Origin of the sequence: Klebsiella africana, from assembly GCF_020526085.1 — a bacterium.
Lineage (GTDB): Bacteria > Pseudomonadota > Gammaproteobacteria > Enterobacterales > Enterobacteriaceae > Klebsiella > Klebsiella africana.
Map to the genome: position 1 here is coordinate 360,088 of NZ_CP084874.1, position 15,522 is coordinate 375,609.

Consider the following 15,522-nt stretch of genomic DNA (forward strand, 5'->3'; position numbering starts at 1 on the left):
TGCCGGGGAGGATTCAGGCTATTGCGGGAATATACTATTGACGTGAATTCGCCAGCAGTACGATAAACGCTCAATAAGTTTACGTTCATAGCCTAATGGCTATAATATGGATGATAGCCTTTAGGCTATGAGGGATCGCCAATGTGGGATGTAGAAACGACGGATACGTTTGATGCCTGGTTCGAATTACAAAGTAGAGCTTTAAAAGAGGATATGTTGGCCACGATGCTCATCCTGTCTGAATTTGGTCCGCAGCTTGGGCGCCCGTATGTTGATACGGTGAAAGATTCAACGTTTCAGAATATGAAAGAACTTCGGGTTCAGCATCATGGGCTCCCCATCCGCGCCTTTTTTGCATTTGATCCTCTGCGGAAAGCTATCGTTTTATGTGCGGGCAATAAGGATGGCATGAATGAGAAACGTTTTTACAAAGAGATGATTACTCTGGCTGATAGAGAATTCAGCAAGCACCTGACTAAGGAGCGATAATGGCCACGCTAAAAGAACTCATGGCGAAACAGAATCCTGAAAGCCAGCAGCGGATTGCAGCGAAAGCGGCAGAGATACGCCAGTCTGTCGCATTAAACTTGCTTCGAGAAGAGTTGCACATGTCACAAACGGAGATGGCTGCGGCTATGGGTGTAAAGCAGCCAACGATCGCTAAAATGGAACAGACTGATAACGACCCGCGGCTTTCGACCCTAAAACGCTACATTGCGGCATTGGGGGGAGAACTCAGTATAAATGTCACATTGCCGACTGGAAAAAAAGTCTCGTTTAATTTGTGAATATATATCCGGGCCAAGCGCAAGCCATAGCCCGGGTATTTCTCTCCTGGCGCCACGCGATGTCAGGACGCTAACGACAGTTCAGACTTTCCCGCATGCTGCGCCAGCCATTCGCTGATGCGCGCCTGCTGCTCGGCATTCAGCCACATACCCTGTTTGGTTCGACGCCAGATGGCGTCATCCAGGCTGCGCACCCACTCGTGCTCAACCAGATATTTCAGCTCGGCTTCATAAAACTCGTGGCCGAAATCTTCCCCGAGATCGCTCAGGGCACTGGCTTCCTTGAGGATCCACTCGCTGTTGCTCCCGTAAGTGCGGGCGTAATGGCGGGCCAGTGATTCGCTGATGAACGGGAAGCGACGGCGCAGTTTTGCCGCGTAATCGTCGCGATCGCCGCCGATATCGCCGCCGGGCAGCACCGCGGTTTTGGTCCATGCCGGGCCGATCCCTTTGTAATAGGGGGTCAGTTTTTCCAGCGCGTGCTCGGCCAGTTTGCGATAGGTGGTCAGCTTGCCGCCGAAGACGGAGAGCAGCGGCGCCTGACCGTTCTCATCGTGAATATCCAGGGTATAGTCGCGGGTAATGGCCTGCGGCGAATCCGACTCGTCGTCGCACAGCGGACGGACGCCGGAGTAGGTCCAGACGATATCGTCCCGGCTGAGGGTCTTTTTAAAATGCGCGTTATAGACGTTCAGCAAATAGTTGATCTCTTTATCATCAATGGCTACCGCTTTCGGATCGCCCTTATACTCGACGTCCGTCGTGCCGATGATGGAGAACTCGTCCATCCACGGGATAACAAATACAATACGTTTATCTTCGTTTTGCAGGATGTAGGCCTGCTTCTGGGTATGCACCCGCGGCACCACGATGTGGCTGCCCTTGATCAGACGGATGCCGTAAGGCGAGCGCAGATGCATCCCTTCGTCGAAGAACTGTTTTACCCACGGGCCGGTAGCATTGACCAGACCGCGCGCTTTCCAGGTAAACTTCTCGCCGCTATCAATATCTTCCGCTTCCACCACCCACAGACCATTCTCACGTTTCGCCGAGATAGCCCGGGTGCGAGTACGCACTTCGCCGCCTTTACGGACGACCATCTGCGCGTTGGCCAGCACCAGACGGGCATCGTCAACCCAGCAGTCGGAATATTCGAAACCGCGCACAATTTCCGGCTTAAGTACCGACTCTGCGCCAAAACGCAACCCGGTGGACCCCGGTAAGCTGGTGCGTTTGCCCAGATGATCGTACATAAACAAGCCGATACGGATCATCCATGCCGGACGCAGATGTGGGCGATGCGGTAGGCGAAAGCGCATCGGGAAGGCGATATGCGGAGCCATTTTCAACAGCACTTCACGCTCGGCCAGCGCTTCGCTAACCAGGCGGAACTCATAGTGTTCGAGGTAGCGAAGGCCGCCGTGGATCAGTTTGGAACTGGCGCTGGAGGTGGCGCAGGCGAGATCGCGCGCTTCCAGCATCAGTACGGATAAACCACGCCCGGCGGCATCTGCCGCGATACCGGCACCGTTAATGCCTCCGCCTATCACAATCAGATCTTTGGTTTCCACGTTCTTACCCTCTCACACTTTCGTTTAAGCTCATAAATGCTCGATATCGCTCACTATAGCAAACAAACGCGCTTTTGGTAACATCAAAAAAACATTTTGAAGTGATGGGTGTAACATATTGGCGTTTCTTTACCGCCTGACGGTACACTAGAGGGTAAAATTAGGCCGTCCAGTGCCCGTCATGACGAGAAAGAGAAGAGAACCATGGAACAGTTTGAATGTATCAATGTTGAAGAAGCGCACCAGAAACTGCATCAGCAGAAGGCAGTGCTGGTCGATATCCGCGATCCGCAAAGCTTTGCGATGGGCCATACGCCGGGCGCGTTTCATCTGACCAACGATACGCTGGGCGCGTTTATGCGTGATAACGACTTTGATACGGCGGTGATGGTGATGTGCTATCACGGCAACAGCAGCAAGGGCGCCGCGCAATATCTGCTGCAGCAGGGGTTTGATAAGGTCTACAGCGTTGACGGTGGGTTTGACGCCTGGCATCGCCATTTCCCGGCGGAAGTGGCGCACGGGACGTTTTAACCGCTGGCAGGTATACTATCCCCCTTTGTGTGGAATAAGCGATTCGCTGCATGTTAATGATTACCTCTTTTGCCAACCCGCGGGTGGCCCAGGCGTTTGTCGATTATATGGCGACGCAGGGGATTATCCTGACCATCCAGCAGCATACGCAGAGCGACGTCTGGCTGGCTGATGAGAGTCAGGCCGGACGCGTCAGGGCAGAGCTGGCGCGTTTTCTCGAAAACCCGGCGGACCCGCGCTATCTGGCGGCGAGCTGGCAGTCCGGACAGACCAATAGCGGGTTGCGCTATCAGCGCTTTCCTTTCTTTGCCACGCTGCGGCATAACGCCGGCCCGTTCACCTGGGCGATTCTGCTTATCTGTATTGCGGTGTTTATCCTGCAAAACCTGCTGGGCGATCAGCCGGTGATGATTTGGCTGGCCTGGCCCTACGATCCTTCGCTGCAGTTCGAAGCCTGGCGCTATTTCAGCCATGCTTTCATGCATTTCTCGCTGATGCATATTCTCTTCAACCTGCTATGGTGGTGGTATCTCGGCGGCGCGGTAGAAAAGCGCATCGGCAGCGGCAAGCTGGTGGTGATCACCGTCATTAGCGCCCTGTTGAGCGGCTTCGTGCAGCATCAGTTTAGCGGCCCGTGGTTTGGCGGCTTATCGGGCGTGGTCTATGCGCTGATGGGCTACGTTTGGCTACGGGGCGAGCGCGATCCGCAGAGCGGTATTTATCTGCAGCGTGGGTTGATACTCTTCTCTTTAGTATGGTTAATTGCTGGCTGGTTTGACGTTTTCGGCATGGCGATCGCCAACGGCGCGCACGTGGCGGGTCTGGCGACCGGCCTGGCAATGGCGTTTGTTGATACCTTACATGGGCGAAAACGCGCATAAAGACTTACCGACAGGGGTCGGGTAGGCGACATTTTTCCAGGGATATTTCATGAAACAAACACAACGTCATGACGCCATTATCGAGCTGGTAAAAAAACAGGGTTACGTCAGCACGGAAGAGCTGGTTGAGCAGTTCGCGGTCAGCCCGCAGACCATCCGCCGCGACTTGAACGATTTAGCCGAACAAAAAATGATCCTCCGCCATCACGGCGGCGCGGCGCTGCCCTCCAGCTCGGTGAACACCTCCTGGCACGATCGCAAAGCGACCCAGACGGCGGAAAAAGAGCGTATCGCCCGGCGGGTAGCCAGCGAGATCCCCGATGGAGCGACGCTGTTTATTGATATCGGTACCACGCCGGAAGCGGTGGCGCATGCTCTGCTCGATCACAACGATCTGCGCATTGTGACTAATAACCTGAACGTGGCCAACACGCTAATGGTGAAAGACGATTTTCGCATTATCCTCGCCGGCGGCGAACTGCGCAGCCGCGATGGCGGGATCATCGGGGAAGCCACTCTGGACTTTATCTCGCAGTTCCGCCTCGACTTCGGCATTCTTGGCATCAGCGGCGTCGACAGCGATGGCTCGCTGCTGGAGTTTGATTATCATGAAGTGCGCACCAAACGGGCGATCATTGAGAATTCACGCCACGTGATGCTGGTGGTGGATCATACCAAGTTTGGCCGTAATGCGATGGTCAACATGGGCAGCATCAGTATGGTCGATGCGGTCTATACCGACGTGCTGCCGCCGGCGGGCGTACTGAAGGTGATCACCGATAACAACCTCCAGCTGGAGCTGTGCTAAACGGCATCGGCGTCGTCAGACGCCGTATCCCATCATCTTGAGTAACTGCTGGGCATGCTGCACCGCGTCTTGCCGGTGGGCGACGCCCAGTTTCTGATACAGGTTGCGAATGTGCGTCTTGATGGTGGTGGCCGCCACGTCAAGCTCGCCGGCAATCTGCTCGTTGCTGTAACCGGAATAGATTAAGCCAAGCACCTGCCACTCGCGCTGGGTCAGCGGGCTGGTGCGGATAAGCTCCGGCACCTCCGGATGATTCAGCAACCGCTCGACGAACCCTTCGTCAAAGTGAGCGAATTTATGGCGATGATGCTGGTTAATGTCGCGCAGAATGCGCTGGGCGCGATGCTGCTCCAGCTCCGGCAACGTGTTCAACTGGATCAACTGGCGCAGCTGCTGGGCCATCGCCTCGCCTTCAATCACAAAGTGGTTGATAAAGCCGGTGCGGTTGGCGAGCGTCAGGGCTTCCAGCAGGGCTTTCTGCGCTTCGCTCTTGCGTCCCGCCTGCCAGTACAGCTGGTTGAGCAACAGCAGGTTGCGGTTGAGATCGCTCATCAAACGCAGCGAACGCGCATTTTCGTTCAGCTCTTCCAGCACCATTTCCGCCGGTTCGAAATCGCCCAGCAGGATCTGCGCACGGGCTATGTTGCGCCACTGGCTCTGCAGGAAGTGGTTGTTGGCGAATTCCGGCTTCGGCGTCTGGCGCAGCCAGTTGGCCGCCGCGGTTTTGTCGCCGGTCATTTGCCAGTAAATTACCCGTACCTTATCGGCGTTGGAGACCCAGTCGCTGTGATAGTGGCCGTTACCGAGTAGGTTTTCCAGCCGGTTCAGGTGGCTGCGGGCATTGTCCAGATCGCCGCGCGCCAGCGAGCACTGGACCATCAGCGCCAGGCACTGCAGCTGCTGCTGCGGCTGGTAAGTGGAGAGCACGTCCATCCCCTGACGGGCGCAAGCTTCAGCCTCGTCGAGGCGCGCCCATGCCCACAGCAGCTGAGCGCGGATGCGCAACAGAAACTCATGCATCGGCAGCTGCTCAAGATGCTGTTCGCGTACCAGCTGGAAGGCTTTCTCCTGACTCTCCCAGGCGGCTTGCAGGAAGCCCTGGGCGAAGAGAATTTCGCTTTGCTGAATGATGCTCCACAGCGCGTAATGCCATACGTCGTGACGGCGGGCCATCTGTTCGGTCTGCTGCATCACGGCGAGGGATTTGGTCAGTTTCCCCTTACAGTGGAGGACTTCGCCATGCACCGAGGTGGCGACGATGCGGCTGTAATAGTTGGCCAGCGGCAGCTCTTCGAGGGCCACCATTGACAGACGTTCCGCCTCGTCCTGGTCGCCGTCGTTAATCGCTACCTGTGCGCGTAGCGCGTTGAAATCGCCATGCATTGCGGTGTCCATTTCCACACTCATCTCTTGCTCGGCGCGCGCCAGCAGAGTGTTGACTTCGCTGTAACGATGCTGGCTCTGCATCAGCCAGGCCTGGAGCAGGATCAGGCGCGGATTTTCCAGCAGGTTTGACCACGGCAGCGCCGCCAGCGACTGCTCCAGCAGACCCAGCTCACTATGGTTAAACATACCCCAGGCATGATTGAGTAAGATATCGCGCAGCATTTTAGCATCGCCGGCCGCCAGTGCATGGTGGATGGCTTCGCTGGGGAACCCTTGCGCCATCCAGCTTTCTGCCGCAGCGTGGTGGATCTCCGGCAGTTCAACCGCCAGCTCCCACTGACAGCGCTGGCGCAGGAAGCTGCCAAATAGCGGGTGATAGCGGAACCATTCGCCGGAATCATCCATCCGCTGCAGGAACAGCCCCTGGCGTTCGATCTCTTCCAGCTGCATCTGGCCATTCTCTTCGCCGGTGACGCGCACGATTAACGCGTCGTTCATCGAGCGCAGCAGAGAACTCTTCAGCAAAAAGTTACGCGTGCGGGCGTCAACGTTATCCAACACTTCATCCACCAGATAATCCGACAGATGGCTGGCGTTAATCCCGGCGAGGCGGCGGGCTGAGTGTTGGGCGGAGGAGTTGTTTTGGCGGGCGGAGAGGGCGATGAGCTGCAGCGCGGTGGCCCACCCGGCGACATCGTCGCACAGCCGGCTGCTGTCGTCGGCTTCGATAGGCGACGTCAGTCGACAGTCGAAAAATTGTTTCGCCTCCTGGTGGGTAAACGCCAACTGCTGGCTGCCAATCTCCAGCAGCTGATCGCGAACGCGCAGGTTGGCAATGCCCAGCTGCGGCAGATTACGCGACAGGACCACCAGGGTCATATTCTCTGGCTGATGGCGCAGGAAAAAGCGCATCGCGTCATGGATCACCGGATTATTGATCAGATGGTAATCGTCAATGACGAGGTACAGCGGGCGCTGCCAGTCGGCGAGTTCAATAAACAGCTGCGCAAAAAGAGAGGAGAGGCTTGCGTACTGGCGCTTTTGCACCATCGCTTCACTGGCCGCGCAGTGGTTGCCGGTGGCCTGCTGAATGGCCGCGATCAAATAGCTGGCAAAACGCTCCTGCTGGTTGTCGCCTTCGTCCAGCGAGAACCACCCGAGATCGTTTTTACCTGCGGCCCACTGAGAAATGAGCGTTGTTTTACCGTACCCGGCAGGACTGGTGATCAGCACGAGACGATAATTGTTCGCGCCGGAAAGTTTCGCCAGTAAACGCTCACGAACCACAGTGTGTTCAAGGCGGACCGGACGACTTAATTTGGACGGAATCAACATAGTTCTACATTTCGCTGTGCAAGAGAGAGGTTGCGATTTTTTTTGCGCTTCGTAATTAATATCTAATAAGGTCGGCGATTATGAAATTTATTGCAAGTTATGTCCGAAGTTTATGCTCTTGAATTTGCTCTATGTCACAAATTTCGACATTGGTTGAGAATGGGAAAAAATCGCACGCAGGACGTGCCGGCAGAGGTTTTCAGACCCCTACCGCAGGTGTGGGGACAGAAGTGTTTTATACGAAGAGTAGTCGTTTGTTTTTATTAAATTATTGTCAGTGATTTCTGAGAAGTAATCTTTTTTACGTGACTGAGTGATGAAACGTACTTATTTCTCAAGAGAGCTATATTTATTTTTTTAATAACGTGGCGAGGAGCGAGAACCTTTTTATCACGAATTGGGCTGTAACAAATTTTTACCCCGCTGATATGGCATCGTGATTGTCATATTTTGCTTATTTTTACAGCATATTTTTGCCTTCTCACCCACACTATAGTGTCCAGGATCACACTTTTCGCTCATCCCCGCCACTCCTCCCTGTCTAATCCCCGTCAGGATGAGGACGATGAATCGGGAGGTCGGCACACTAGCGCCATCGTTTTAGTAAAGGACCCGGATCTCATTATGTCACAGACTTCATTTAACAAAGCTCAGTTTCAGGCTGCACTGACGCGTCAGTGGCAGCATTTTGGTTTACAGTCCGCTTCCGAGATGACACAGCGTCAATGGTGGCGCGCCGTCAGCGGAGCGCTGGCGGAACTTCTGGCGGCCCAGCCGGTGGCGAAACCGGCGCAAGGGCAGCGTCACGTTAACTACATCTCGATGGAGTTTCTGATTGGTCGCCTGACCGGCAACAACCTGCTCAATCTGGGCTGGTACGAGGGCGTCAGCGACGCGCTGAAAGGCTACGACGTCAACCTCACCGATCTGCTGGAAGAGGAGACCGATCCAGCGCTGGGTAACGGCGGCCTGGGACGTCTGGCAGCCTGCTTCCTCGACTCTATGGCGACCGTAGGCCAGTCGGCGACCGGCTATGGCCTCAACTACCAGTATGGTCTGTTCCGCCAGTCCTTTGACGACGGCCAGCAGATGGAAGCCCCGGACGACTGGGGTCGCAACAGCTACCCGTGGTTCCGTCATAACGACGCGCTGGATGTCCAGGTCGGTATCGGTGGGAAAGTCAGCAAAAACGGCGAATGGCAGCCGGCGTTTGTCATTACCGGCGAAGCCTGGGATCTGCCGGTGCTCGGTTATCGCAACAACGTCGCCCAGCCGCTGCGTCTGTGGCAGGCCAAACACGCTCATCCGTTTAACCTGACCAAATTCAACGATGGCGATTTCCTGCGCGCTGAGCAGCAGGGTATCGACGCGGAAAAACTGACCAAGGTGCTGTACCCGAACGACAACCATCAGGCGGGTAAAAAACTGCGCCTGATGCAGCAGTACTTCCAGTGCGCCTGCTCGGTGGCTGATATCCTGCGCCGCCACCATCTGGCCGGGCGCAAGCTGGCCGAGCTGGCGGATTACGAAGTGATCCAGCTGAACGATACGCACCCGACTATCGCTATCCCGGAACTGCTGCGCGTGCTGATCGACGAGCACCAGCTGAGCTGGGACGACGCTTGGGCGATCACCAGCAAAACCTTCGCTTACACCAACCATACCCTGATGCCAGAAGCGCTCGAGTGCTGGGATGAGAAGCTGGTGAAAGCGCTGCTGCCGCGCCATATGCAGATTATTAAAGAGATCAACGACCGCTTTAAACAGCTGGTGGACAAAACCTGGCCGGGCGATAAGCAGGTCTGGGCGAAGCTGGCGGTAGTGCATGACAAACAGGTTCGGATGGCCAACATGTGCGTGGTGGGCGGCTTTGCCGTCAACGGCGTGGCGGCGCTGCACTCGGACCTGGTAGTAAAAGATCTATTCCCGGAATATAACCAGCTGTGGCCGAACAAATTCCATAACGTGACCAACGGCATCACGCCGCGCCGCTGGATCAAGCAGTGCAACCCGGCGCTGGCCTCGCTTCTGGATGAGACGCTGAAAAAAGAGTGGGCCAATGATCTCGACCAGCTGATCAATCTGGAAAAATACGCTGACGATGCAGCGTTCCGTCAGACCTACCGCGACATCAAACAGGCTAACAAAGTGCGTCTGGCCGAGTTTGTTAAGCAGCGCACCGGGATCGAGATTAACCCGCAGGCGATTTTTGACATCCAGATCAAACGTCTGCACGAGTACAAGCGTCAGCACCTGAACCTGCTGCATATCCTCGCGCTGTACAAAGAGATCCGTGAAAATCCGCAGGCCGATCGCGTACCGCGCGTCTTCCTGTTCGGTGCGAAAGCGGCGCCGGGATACTATCTGGCGAAGAACATTATTTTTGCCATCAACAAGGTAGCGGAAACGATCAACAACGACCCGAAAGTCGGCGATAAGCTGAAAGTGGTCTTCCTGCCGGACTATTGTGTATCGGCGGCGGAAAAACTGATCCCGGCAGCGGACATCTCCGAGCAGATCTCCACCGCGGGCAAAGAAGCCTCTGGCACCGGCAACATGAAGCTGGCGCTGAACGGGGCGCTGACCGTCGGCACGCTGGATGGCGCTAACGTGGAAATCGCTGAGCAGGTGGGCGAGGAGAATATCTTTATCTTCGGCCACACGGTCGAAGAAGTGAAAGCCCTGAAAGCGAAAGGCTACGATCCGCTGAAATGGCGTAAGAAGGACAAACTGCTCGATGCGGTACTTAAGGAGCTGGAGAACGGCACCTATAGCAACGGCGACAAGCATGCCTTCGACCAGATGCTGCATAGCCTGCTGCAGGGCGGCGACCCGTACCTGGTGCTGGCCGATTTCGAAGCCTATGTGGCGGCGCAAAAACGGGTAGATGAGCTGTATCGCGACCAGGAAGCCTGGACCCGCGCGACAATTCTCAACACCGCGCGCTGCGGCATGTTCAGCTCCGACCGCTCGATCCGTGATTATCAGCAACGTATCTGGCAGGCGAAACGCTAAAGGAAGGCCTATGGAGAGTAAACGCCTCGATAATGCCGCGCTGGCGGCGGGCATCAGCCCCAGCTATATCAACGCGCACGGCAAGCCGCAGTCTATCGCGGCTGTCACCAAACAGCGCCTGTTGGATGCGATGCATCGCTCTACTGCCGCCACGAAAGTGGCGGTTAACCCGCTGCCGAACGTGAAAATTTTCACCCACGGCAAAAAAATGTCGCTGCCGGTGGCAGGACGCGGTGAGTATCAGTGGATCCTGACCACTGAGGACGGTAAGCAGTATCAAGGGAAAACTCGCGGCGGCGAGACGCTGCCGCTGCCGGCTAAACTGCCGGAGGGGTACCACTCCCTGACCCTTACCCAGGAGGGGGAGCGCTGGCACTGCCGGACGATCGTCGCGCCGGCGCGCTGCTACGAGCCACAGCCGCTGAAAGAGGGGAAAAAGCTGTGGGGCACTTGCGTGCAGCTGTATACCCTGCGTTCGGAGAAAAACTGGGGGATCGGCGATTTTGGCGATCTGCGGGCTATGCTGCCGGAAATCGCCCGCCGCGGTGGGTCGTTTATTGGCCTTAACCCGATTCATGCCCTCTATCCGGCGAACCCGGAGAGCGCCAGCCCGTATAGTCCGTCTTCACGTCGCTGGTTGAACGTCATCTACATCGACGTCAATGCGGTTGACGATTTCCAGCATAGCGAAGAGGCACAGGCGTGGTGGCAGTCTCCGGCAACGCAGCAGGCACTGCAGGCGGCGCGGGAAACGGACGATGTGGATTATACCGCCGTGACCACGCTGAAAATGACTGCGCTGCGTATGGCGTGGAAACGATTCTCTCGTCGTGAAGATGAGCAGATGACGGCGTTCCGCGAGTTTGTTCTACGCGAAGGGGAAAGCCTCTATTGGCAGGCCGCTTTCGATGCGCTGCACGCCTGGCAGGTTCAACAGGACCCGTTGCGCTGGGGCTGGCCGGCCTGGCCGAAGGCCTTTCAGGATATCGACAGCCCTGAGGTGAAAGCCTTCTGCATCGAGCATGAAGACGATGTCAGTTTCTATCTCTGGCTGCAGTGGCTGGCCTGGAGCCAGTTTGCCGCCTGCTGGGAAACCAGCCAGCGTGACGGCATGCCGATCGGCCTCTACCGCGACCTGGCAGTGGGCGTCGCCGAGGGCGGCTCGGAGACCTGGTGCGATCGTGAACTGTACTGCCTGAAAGCATCCGTAGGCGCGCCGCCGGATATTCTGGGCCCGCTGGGCCAGAACTGGGGCCTGCCGCCGATGGATCCGCATATCATTGCCGCCCGCGCCTATGAGCCGTTTATCGACCTGCTGCGCGCTAATATGCAGAACTGCGGCGCGTTGCGCATCGATCACGTGATGTCTGTGCTGCGTCTGTGGTGGATCCCGTATGGTGAAACCGCCGACCATGGCGCTTACGTTCAGTATCCGGTCGACGATCTGCTGTCGCTGCTGGCGCTGGAAAGCCAGCGTCATCGCTGCATGGTGATCGGCGAAGATCTGGGCACGGTACCGGTAGAGATCGTCAGCAAGCTCCGCAACAGCGGCGTCTATTCTTATAAGGTGCTCTATTTTGAGAGTGATGCAGAGAAAACGTTCCGCGCGCCGGCGCTGTACCCGGAGCAATCAATGGCTGTGGCGACGACGCACGACCTGCCCACCCTCCGCGGCTACTGGGAAAGCGGCGATCTGACGTTAGGTAAAGCGCTGGGCCTCTATCCTGATGAGGTGGTGCTGCGCGGACTGTACCAGGACCGCGAACTGGCGAAGCAAGGGCTGCTGGACGCGCTGCATAAGTACGGCTGTCTGCCCAAGCGCGCCGGACATAAGGCCTCGCTGATGAGCATGACGGGGATCCTCAACCGGGGGATGCAGCGTTACATTGCCGACAGTAACAGTGCGCTGCTGGGCCTGCAGCCGGAAGACTGGCTGGAGATGGCATCGCCGGTTAACATTCCGGGCACCAGCACGGAGTACCCGAACTGGCGCCGGAAGCTGTCCGTCACCCTTGAGCAGATGTTTGCCGATGAACGGGTCAATAAGCTAATTAAGGATCTGGATAAACGGCGCAAGGCGGCGAGCAAGAAAGCCGCCTCCTGATAACTTCCTGCCGCGCGCTCCTCTGCGCGGCGAAGGGTATGTCCAATAAAAAAGGCCGGCCCGCTTCACGCGGACCGGCCTTTTTCTGTGCTGAGAGTGACCTTACACTACCATCCCCAGCAGCAGACAGCCCACCAGGCCGCAGACTGAGATAATGGTTTCCAGCACCGACCAGGACTTGATGGTCTCGCCGATGGTCAGGTTAAAGTACTCTTTGAACAGCCAGAAGCCCGGATCGTTGACATGGGAGAAGATAACGCTGCCGGAGCCAACGGCGATAACCATCAGCTCCGGGCTGACGCCGGTGGTGGCGATCAGCGGCGCGGCAATCCCGCCCGCGGTGATGGCGGCCACGGTTGCTGAACCCAGCGCGATACGCAGCACTGCGGCGATAGACCACGCCATAAACAGCGGAGACATGTTTGATTCGTGCATGATAGAGGCGATGTATTTATCCATGCCGCTATCTACCAGCACCTGCTTGAAGGCGCCGCCGCCGCCGATGATCAACAGCATCATGGCGATGATTTTGATCGAAGAGGTCAGGGTATCGTTGATCTGCTCCATGGAGCGGCCGCGGTTCAAACCGAAGGTGAACAGGGCAATCAGTACCGCAATCAGGGTAGCCATCACCGGGTCGCCGAAGAACTCGGCAATTGGCAGGAAGGCGTGGCCTTTCGGCAGGATCATCTCGGCCACGGCGCGCATCGCCATCAGGATCACCGGAACCAGCGAGGTCCAGACGCTGACGCCAAAGCCTGGCATCTCTTCTTCAGTGAACACTTTCGGGTTATGCAGGCCTTCCGGGATCGGCTTATCAATGCCTTTCAGGAAGTGCGCAAACACCGGCCCTGCCAGGATAACCGTCGGGATAGCCAGAATGGTGCCGTAGAGCAGCGTTTTGCCCATATCGGCATGGAAGATGGTGGCAATCGCTGTCGGACCCGGATGCGGCGGCAGGAAGCCGTGGGTGACGGAGAGCGCGGCGGCCATCGGTACGCCGACGTACAGCAGCGGAATACGGGCCGAAGCGGCGATGGTGAACACCAGCGGCAGCATCAGCACGAAGCCCACCTCGTAGAACAAGGCGAAGCCAACGGTGAAGCCGGTCAGGACCACCGCCCACTGAATATGCTTTTTACCGAACTTATTGATAAGGGTAGTGGCGATACGCTGGGCGCCGCCGCAGTCTGCCAGCAGTTTACCGAGCATGGCGCCGAAGCCCATGATCAGCGCGAGGCTGCCAAGGGTACCGCCAACGCCGTTCTTGATGGAGACGATCACTTTATCCAGTGGCATACCCTGCATTAATCCGACGGCGAGCGCCACCAGAACCAGCGCAATGAAACCGTTCATTTTGAAACGGATCATTAACAGCAATAACAGGGCAACCCCGATAGCAACGATGACTAATGGCATGATTTACCTGGCCTTAATTTGTTATGGGTAACGTCAAAGTTAGAACCTGTAGAGCATCCGCTCCGTCAGGGAGCTAAATAGTCCGGCACCGTAAATGCTTGCATTATCCTTACCCAGAGAAAGGATAGCTGGCTATTTTTTTGCCGGTGGTGCCTGAAGTGGATGATACGGGTAACATGTGAGGGTTGAGAATCACCTGACGGGGGAAAATGTTAAATATGAGACTTAAGTCATACTCTTTCCCCGGTTTTTGCCGGTCGTTTAGCGAGAGATGTTGCGCGGTAACACAGAATGGATAATACGATCCGGCGGCAGGCTGCCGCCGGAGGAAGGACTTAGTAGTAGGAGTGCTCGCCGCGCTGGTGCTCGGTCAGATCGCGAACCCCTTTCAGCTCCGGAAACTCGTTCAGCAGCTGTTTTTCAATACCTTCTTTCAGGGTCACGTCGACCATCGAGCAGCCGTTGCATCCGCCGCCGAACTGCAGGATAGCCAGACCGTCGTCGGTTATCTCCATCAGCGACACGCGGCCGCCGTGGCCTGCCAGCTGCGGGTTAATTTGCGACTGCAGCAGGTACTCGACGCGCTCCATCAGCGGGGCATCGTCAGAGACTTTGCGCATTTTGGCGTTCGGCGCTTTCAGCGTTAGCTGCGAGCCGAGCTGGTCAGTGACGAAATCAATTTCAGCGTCTTCCAGATAGGGCGCGCTGAGCTCATCGACATAGGCGGTCAGCTGTTCAAATTTCAGCGCCGTGTCGGTGTCTTCCACCGCATCCGGTGGGCAGTAGGATACGCCGCACTCAGCGTTTGGGGTGCCGGGATTAATCACAAATACGCGAATTTGCGTCCCTTCTTCCTGATTTGCCAGCAGTTTGGCAAAGTGCGCTTGTGCAGCATCGGAAATACGGATCATAGCGTTGGCCTAATAGTTGACTATTTTACTGGGTTATAATACGCCCATCAGCGGGGGTCTACAAGGTACGGCACAAACACCATACCTGAACCGTCGCGGCGCCGTTTCGCAAAAGCAGGCGGGATATCTCGGCGACGGTGCTGCCGGTCGTGACGACATCATCCACCAGAGCGATATGGAGTCCTCGCACGGCAAATTCAAGCTGAAAGGCATTTTTCAGGTTTTGCCTGCGCTGGCGGGCATTGAGCGAATGCTGGACGGCGCCGGCTCGCAGGCGCGTCAGGCCTTCGCGATGCCAGAAACATCCTCGCCAGCGGGCTAACGGCCGGCATAGCTCGTCGCACTGATTATAACCCCGGCGCCATCGGCGGCGATGCCACAGCGGCACCCCGACCAGAGCGTCTACTGGCGGTAAATCGTCACGCTGCAGAAGGCGCAGCTGCAGCAGGCGTGCCAGGGCGGGCCCCAGCTCCGGACGATGATGAAACTTCAGCTGCTGCAGCAGACCGCTCAGCGGCGGGCGATAGTCATTGACCGCTACCAGCCAATGCCAGGGAGGGGGCTTTTGCAGGCAGCGACCGCAGGGGAGATGAGGTGTCGCCGCCGGCAGGCCACACTGCGGGCAGAGCGGGGGGCTGGCGAGCAGGGCGCGGCTGCAGCGGGAGCAGATCCCCCAGCGGGCGACCGCCAGCGGCATTTGGCATAGCCAGCATAAGCTGTGTGCTGTTAGCATAATTGGCCTTCTGTCCAGAAAAAAGAGAACGGTAACG

General features: G+C 57.0%; 12 protein-coding genes. 7 read left to right on the forward strand and 5 right to left on the reverse strand.

The features are described from left to right. The first annotated feature begins 141 nt into the window (after window positions 1-141). Both LGL98_RS01640 and LGL98_RS01645 read left to right on the forward strand, forming a co-directional pair. On the forward strand, window positions 142-489 hold the full coding sequence (locus LGL98_RS01640) for a type II toxin-antitoxin system RelE/ParE family toxin (protein ID WP_136033730.1): 348 nt from the start codon (window positions 142-144) through the stop codon (window positions 487-489). Continuing rightward, entirely contained in the window at window positions 489-788 is a 300-nt protein-coding gene (locus LGL98_RS01645) for a helix-turn-helix domain-containing protein (protein WP_136033728.1), read from the forward strand. The genes LGL98_RS01640 and LGL98_RS01645 overlap by 1 nt, the downstream gene beginning before the upstream one ends. 62 nt (window positions 789-850) lie before the next feature. Here LGL98_RS01645 and glpD read toward each other — a convergent pair whose 3' ends face one another. Continuing rightward, window positions 851-2,359, reverse strand: a complete 1,509-nt coding sequence (glpD, locus tag LGL98_RS01650) for a glycerol-3-phosphate dehydrogenase (RefSeq protein WP_008806993.1) — start codon at window positions 2,357-2,359, stop codon at window positions 851-853. Between the two features lie 204 nt (window positions 2,360-2,563). Here glpD and glpE point away from each other — a divergent pair, with 204 nt between their 5' ends. Genes glpE through LGL98_RS01665 form a run of 3 tightly spaced genes read left to right on the forward strand, consistent with a single transcriptional unit; the run spans window position 2,564 to window position 4,582 of the window. Further along, window positions 2,564-2,893: a thiosulfate sulfurtransferase GlpE gene (gene glpE, locus LGL98_RS01655; protein ID WP_136033726.1), complete on the forward strand. Its 330-nt coding sequence runs from the start codon at window positions 2,564-2,566 to the stop codon at window positions 2,891-2,893. A gap of 50 nt (window positions 2,894-2,943) precedes the next feature. Continuing rightward, a complete protein-coding gene (glpG, locus tag LGL98_RS01660; RefSeq protein ID WP_004151408.1) occupies window positions 2,944-3,774 on the forward strand; it encodes a rhomboid family intramembrane serine protease GlpG in 831 nt (276 codons plus the stop codon). Between the two features lie 49 nt (window positions 3,775-3,823). Beyond that, a complete protein-coding gene (locus LGL98_RS01665; RefSeq protein WP_136033724.1) occupies window positions 3,824-4,582 on the forward strand; it encodes a DeoR/GlpR family transcriptional regulator in 759 nt (252 codons plus the stop codon). 15 nt (window positions 4,583-4,597) lie between these two features. Here LGL98_RS01665 and malT read toward each other — a convergent pair whose 3' ends face one another. Beyond that, window positions 4,598-7,303 carry an HTH-type transcriptional regulator MalT gene (gene malT, locus LGL98_RS01670; protein ID WP_136033722.1) on the reverse strand — a complete coding sequence of 902 codons (2,706 nt, stop codon included), beginning with the start codon at window positions 7,301-7,303 and terminating at the stop codon, window positions 4,598-4,600. A 624-nt stretch (window positions 7,304-7,927) separates the two neighbouring features. Between malT and malP the strand changes: the two genes are divergently transcribed. Continuing rightward, window positions 7,928-10,318, forward strand: a complete 2,391-nt coding sequence (gene malP, locus LGL98_RS01675) for a maltodextrin phosphorylase (RefSeq protein ID WP_136033720.1) — start codon at window positions 7,928-7,930, stop codon at window positions 10,316-10,318. A gap of 10 nt (window positions 10,319-10,328) precedes the next feature. Beyond that, window positions 10,329-12,422, forward strand: coding sequence for a 4-alpha-glucanotransferase (gene malQ / locus LGL98_RS01680; protein WP_136033718.1), 2,094 nt, complete (start codon window positions 10,329-10,331; stop codon window positions 12,420-12,422). Window positions 12,423-12,524: 102 nt separating this feature from the next. On the opposite strand, the gene gntT is transcribed toward malQ, so the two are convergent. The 3 genes from gntT to gntX form a co-directional block, all read right to left on the reverse strand. Continuing rightward, window positions 12,525-13,841, reverse strand: coding sequence for a gluconate transporter (gene gntT, locus LGL98_RS01685; RefSeq protein ID WP_117244333.1), 1,317 nt, complete (start codon window positions 13,839-13,841; stop codon window positions 12,525-12,527). A 335-nt stretch (window positions 13,842-14,176) separates the two neighbouring features. Next, window positions 14,177-14,752 carry a Fe-S biogenesis protein NfuA gene (gene nfuA / locus LGL98_RS01690; RefSeq protein ID WP_002920540.1) on the reverse strand — a complete coding sequence of 192 codons (576 nt, stop codon included), beginning with the start codon at window positions 14,750-14,752 and terminating at the stop codon, window positions 14,177-14,179. A 58-nt stretch (window positions 14,753-14,810) separates the two neighbouring features. Continuing rightward, window positions 14,811-15,485 (reverse strand): DNA utilization protein GntX, encoded by a 675-nt coding sequence (gntX, locus tag LGL98_RS01695; protein ID WP_136033716.1) that lies wholly within the window; start codon window positions 15,483-15,485, stop codon window positions 14,811-14,813. Between the last annotated feature and the right edge of the window lie 37 nt (window positions 15,486-15,522).

Bases quoted from the DNA above. Each gene is read 5' to 3' on its own strand.
- LGL98_RS01640 (WP_136033730.1), top strand. From the start codon at position 142: ATGTGGGATGTAGAAACGACGGATACGTTTGATGCCTGGTTCGAATTA.
- LGL98_RS01645 (WP_136033728.1), top strand. From the start codon at position 489: ATGGCCACGCTAAAAGAACTCATGGCGAAACAGAATCCTGAAAGCCAG.
- glpE (WP_136033726.1), top strand. From the start codon at position 2,564: ATGGAACAGTTTGAATGTATCAATGTTGAAGAAGCGCACCAGAAACTG.
- glpG (WP_004151408.1), top strand. From the start codon at position 2,944: ATGTTAATGATTACCTCTTTTGCCAACCCGCGGGTGGCCCAGGCGTTT.
- LGL98_RS01665 (WP_136033724.1), top strand. From the start codon at position 3,824: ATGAAACAAACACAACGTCATGACGCCATTATCGAGCTGGTAAAAAAA.
- malT (WP_136033722.1), bottom strand. From the start codon at position 7,303: ATGTTGATTCCGTCCAAATTAAGTCGTCCGGTCCGCCTTGAACACACT.
- malP (WP_136033720.1), top strand. From the start codon at position 7,928: ATGTCACAGACTTCATTTAACAAAGCTCAGTTTCAGGCTGCACTGACG.
- malQ (WP_136033718.1), top strand. From the start codon at position 10,329: ATGGAGAGTAAACGCCTCGATAATGCCGCGCTGGCGGCGGGCATCAGC.
- gntT (WP_117244333.1), bottom strand. From the start codon at position 13,841: ATGCCATTAGTCATCGTTGCTATCGGGGTTGCCCTGTTATTGCTGTTA.
- nfuA (WP_002920540.1), bottom strand. From the start codon at position 14,752: ATGATCCGTATTTCCGATGCTGCACAAGCGCACTTTGCCAAACTGCTG.
- gntX (WP_136033716.1), bottom strand. From the start codon at position 15,485: ATGCTAACAGCACACAGCTTATGCTGGCTATGCCAAATGCCGCTGGCG.